Annotated in this window: 3 protein-coding genes and 1 pseudogene; all 4 read left to right on the forward strand. The window is 49.1% G+C overall.

Annotation, left to right across the window (positions count from 1 at the left end; translation table 11 throughout):
- Nucleotides 1–278: pseudogene (locus L691_RS28290) on the forward strand (homoserine kinase); the annotation flags it as partial.
- The gene (gene pheA, locus L691_RS0108185) at nt 275–1,162 is read left to right on the forward strand and encodes a prephenate dehydratase (RefSeq protein WP_025689908.1); all 888 of its coding nucleotides are present in this window, start codon (nt 275–277) and stop codon (nt 1,160–1,162) included. The pseudogene L691_RS28290 and the gene pheA, both read left to right, overlap by 4 nt.
- Nucleotides 1,163–1,166: 4 nt before the next feature.
- Nucleotides 1,167–2,051 carry a branched-chain-amino-acid transaminase gene (ilvE, locus tag L691_RS0108190; protein WP_025689909.1) on the forward strand — a complete coding sequence of 295 codons (885 nt, stop codon included), beginning with the start codon at nt 1,167–1,169 and terminating at the stop codon, nt 2,049–2,051.
- A gap of 231 nt (nt 2,052–2,282) precedes the next feature.
- Entirely contained in the window at nt 2,283–3,959 is a 1,677-nt protein-coding gene (locus tag L691_RS0108195) for a LysM peptidoglycan-binding domain-containing protein (protein ID WP_198023000.1), read from the forward strand.
- Nucleotides 3,960–4,782: the final 823 nt, after the last annotated feature.

Genomic DNA, 4,782 nt, shown 5'->3' on the forward strand with positions numbered 1-4,782 from the left:
GCATGGAGACCGTGCTGGCGGAAGCGACGCAGCACGGAGCGCTTGGAATCGCCCTAAGCGGCGCCGGTCCGACGCTGATAGCGTTTGTAGACCAGGGAGATCTCCGAAAGAGCGAACTGGAAGCCTTTTTGATGGAAACGATGCGCAGTCACGGTATTGATGCGCGTACCCGCTGGCTTCTGCCGTGCCGAACGGGGGCGCTTGCGGAGTCTGTAGACGAAAATGGGATGCAAAACCAATCATTTTTGGATATGATAAAAGGAGAAGTACGGTCATGAAATCAATAGCTGTGCTGCCGCAGGGAACAACCTCTCATGAAGCTTTGCTGTATCTGATGAAAGGGGAACCCTGCCGGCCGGTGTTCCATAAGCTTATTTCCGACGTGTTTCTGGCCACGGCCAAAGGAGAGACCGATTACAGCGTCATTCCGGTCGAGAATACGATTGAAGGCTCGGTCAGCATGCATATGGACTGGCTTATTCATGAAGTGGACCTGCCGATGCAGGCCGAATGGATTTATCCTTCTGTACAGAACCTGATTGCCAATCCCGGTGAATTTGCGGACGGCAAAGGCGGTGTCGATTACTCGCGGATCGTCAAAATCCTTTCCCATCCGGTTGCAATGGCCCAGTGCGGCCATTTTATCCGCAGTCATGCTCCGATTGCCGAGCTTGAAACCGTGGGAAGCACCTCGGAAGCTGTGGAAATCGTTAAGAACAACCCCGGCAAAGGCTGGGCGGCAATCGGCATTGAACTTGGCGCGAAGACTTTTGGACTCGAGATTGTCGCAAGCAAAATTACCGATCATCACAATAATTTTACGCGTTTTGTGCTGGCGGGACCCGGGAAGATTGAGATTCCCCGCGCAAGCACCGGCAGCAAGACCAGCGTGCTGGTCACCCTGCCTGAAGATTTTCCGGGTGCGCTCCACCAGGTTCTTTCAGCCTTTGCTTGGCGCAAGCTGAATTTGTCGCGGATTGAATCACGGCCTACGAAGAAGAAGCTGGGTACCTACTATTTTTATATTGATGTGCTCGAACCGTTGGAATCGGTCCTTTTGCCTGCCGCTATTGAGGAAATCAAAGCTTTGGGCTGCCAGGTCCGTATCTTAGGCTCGTATCCCACATACACCTATGAGGAAGAGAAAGCGGAGGTGCAGTAAGTTCATGTCTGAGCAGTTGATTTATCTGGATGGACAATATGTAACGAAAGAAAAGGCCATGGTATCCGTTTTTGACCACGGCTTTCTGTATGGCGACGGGATTTTTGAAGGAATCCGGATTTATAACGGCAATATTTTTAAATGCAAAGAGCATTTGGACAGGCTGTATGATTCGGCTAAATCCATCATGCTTGACATCCCGCTGACTTATGATGAGATGCTGGAAGCAATGGCGGAGACGATCCGCCGTAATGATATGCGCAACGGTTATATCCGTCTTATCGTTTCCCGCGGCCCGGGCAACCTCGGACTTGACCCCCGCCGGTGTCCCAAAGCCAGTGTCATTATTATTGTAGAGCAGCTGGCCATCTATCCCGAAGAGGCTTATCTCAACGGCCTTCGCGCCGTTTCCGTGTCCCAGCGCCGCAACATTCCGGATGCGCTGAATCCGAAGATCAAATCGCTTAACTATCTGAACAACATTCTGGTTAAGATTCAGTCCAATCTTGCGGAAGCCGACGAGGCGATCATGCTGAACGCACAGGGATATGTGACGGAAGGCTCCGGAGATAATATTTTTATCATCAAAAAAGGCGTAGTCTACACCCCGCCGTGTTACCTTGGCGCTCTTGAGGGTATTACGCGTCTTGCCATTATCGAGCTGTGCGAGAAGCTCGGCATCAAGCTTAAAGAAGAGCCTTTCACAATGCATGATATTTATATTGCGGATGAGGTTTTCTTCACCGGTACGGCAGCGGAGGTTATCGCGGCCCGCGAGATCGACGGACGGATTATTGGCGAGGGCCATGCCGGTCCGATCACGCTGAAGCTGCTGGAGGAATTCCGGAGCATTGTGGACAAAGATGGCTATAAGGTGTGGCAGTCCTAAGTTTTTGAATAGCAACGATCAATCCTTTTATGCGCGTATGCACTCATGCCGCATGAAAGGATTTTTTTTGCTTCTGGGATGTCAATCGCCCATGGGCTGCATAAGATGTAGTAACGAAGGAGGCGGCTCTACCGCAAATCACTGCGACAAAAAGCATTGCTCCACAAAAAGTTAGGAGGTTAAAACCGCGTGAAAATACACATTGTCAAGCAAGGCGATACACTTTATGAATTGTCGAAAAAGTACGGGGTGCCGCTGGATAAATTGATCGAAGCCAATCCGCAAATTGCAAACCCCGATGTCCTGGCTATCGGTGACAAGGTAAAAATCCCTTCTGTCCCCGCTCATGTACCGGGCGGCAGTGAGTTGTACCACAAGCATACGGTCAAGCAGGGGGACACCCTATGGAAATTGTCAAAAGCATGGGGAATTCAGCTCAAGGATATGATTGAGGCCAATCCTCAATTGAAAAACCCTGACGTGCTTAAAATAGGGGATGTCGTGAATATTCCCAAGAAAGCGATGATTTCTCCAGGGCATCCGGCAGACCCGGTAAACCCAGTCAACCCAGTGAATCCAGTGAATCCAGTAAACCCGGTAAACCCAGCAAACCCGGCAAATCCGGCGAACCCAGTAAATCCGAACCTAGCCCAACCGGAATATCCGCCGACGGCTGTATCAGAGAAAACCGCTCCCGGCGGCAAAGCCTTTACGGGCCCAGTTGAAAAAGCGGCAGAAATAGCTCCTGCAGCTCCAACTCCTGCACCTGTTCAACAACCGACAAAAAAGGCAGAAACAGCTCCCATTGTCTCTGCCCCTGCACCTGTTCAACAACCGGCAAAAAAGGCAGAAACGGCTCCCATTGTCTCTGCCCCTGTACCTGTTCAACAACCGGCAAACATTCCTGCGCCTGCTGCTCCAGTAAATGAGATGATTCATACCGAAACGCAGAATCTGTTCGTCCAGATTTCGGTTCCCGCTCAAAAAGCAGCCCCTTTACCGCCGATGCCTGAGCCTATCAAGGAATATCCTAAACCCGAGCCTCCCAAGAGTTATTGCACTTGCGAGCCTGTAGCTCCTTGCGATAAGTCATACGGATACCCGGGAATAACGGAAAATCCCTACTACAATGATTGCCCGCCAAATTACCCGATGTATGAGGCCGTTCAGCCAATTTCTTATGCTCCTTATGAGGCTCAACCGATTGCGTATATGCCGGAAATGCCTGCGCCATATTGTTATCCGGATACAGGTTATCCTGTCGCCAATGTCTCGGCACCATATTATCCGGGTGTCATGCCTTACACTGCTGAGATGCCTGCTAACGACTTCAAACCTTATTCTGAGAATCCGGCCTACACCTCTCCGCAGTATGGGGCTCAGCCGACAACGCTTCCTTGGCCTTCCTGCGGATGCGGAGGGTCTCCTGAAATCCAGCCGTATTCATTCGGTAATGAAGCGCCGGTGTATGGCAATATGCCTGTCTATACGAGCGGAGCCCAATCTTCCCCTTATGACATGGGCTTCCCTCCACCTTATATGGCGCCTTCGTACCCGCCCGCACCCGCATCAATTGGCTCTCCAGTTGACCAAGGCATCCCGCCGGTTCCGAGATTTCCAGGCACGGAGGATTGGGTTTATTCGAACCGGCTTCCTGTAGACGCGGAGATTAATCCCGCCTCAGTAGCTTTGTCCGAGCTAGATACTGCTGCCGCTAACCTGACTGCTGAACAAAATGCCACCGATCAAGGGGAAGCTACCCCGGCTTCCACGACTTCTACGGCTAAGGCCAAAACAACAAGCCGGCGGGGCAAAGAGGTTAAAACGAGCAGCACAACGAAGCAGCAGCGTTCAGGGAAAGTCAAAGACACAGTGAAAAAACGCCGTAACCCTTGGATTTCTGATTGATATTTAAGCGATCATAGATTTTCCGCGTGCAGATTCGTATCTTCGGGTACGGTCTGCACTTTTATTGTTTTATTTGGATTGTTTCCGGGACTTTAGGGTAACTGTATAGGATGAACTTGAAAAAATGGCATCAGGGTAAGGGGTAACGAAGGGGAAGTTTGGAACTGTAGGAGCGACAGAGATCGTCTTTGTCTCCGGATTTCATCCGTGAATGCGGTATTAATTAAGAAATCTGGGGACAACAGCGGCCGGAAGTCCAAAGATTCCTCGTAGTTACGACTGATATCTGATAGAAAATCTTAAGTTCAGCTTATATATAATAAGGAAATAGTATATATAGAAAATTGGAAAATATTACAGGTTGCTATACGTATCGCAGACATGTTATATTATAAATCTAGTGGCTGATGACAAATTGTTAATAGCTGCGAAGAGCTCTATTCTGAAAGTGCTAAAGCTATTAAAAAAAAAGTCTTGCAATCGATCGAAAAAAATGATATATTAAAGATCCTGTTGACAAACAGTCATCCGCACTGAAGATTTAAAGCAATGAAGAGTTGATCTTTGAAAACTGAACAACGAGTGAGTGGGAATTCGCTTAGCGAGTTCCAAAAAAAAAGATGGATTTCACCAGCGTTTCATGCTTTGAAATGCCATCATGAGAATGCAAATTTTCGTCAGATGTTTCAAAATTGAGCGAATCGCTCTTTTCGATATCTGAATACGAAATCATCCGCTCAGCTGAGCTTAATCGATTTCATATTCAGCCGATGTTGCTCTGCAACATCTTTATTGGAGAGTTTGATCCTGGCTCAGGACGAAC

The sequence above is a fragment of the Paenibacillus zanthoxyli JH29 genome (assembly GCF_000520715.1).
GTDB classification, from domain to species: domain Bacteria; phylum Bacillota; class Bacilli; order Paenibacillales; family Paenibacillaceae; genus Paenibacillus_AQ; species Paenibacillus_AQ zanthoxyli.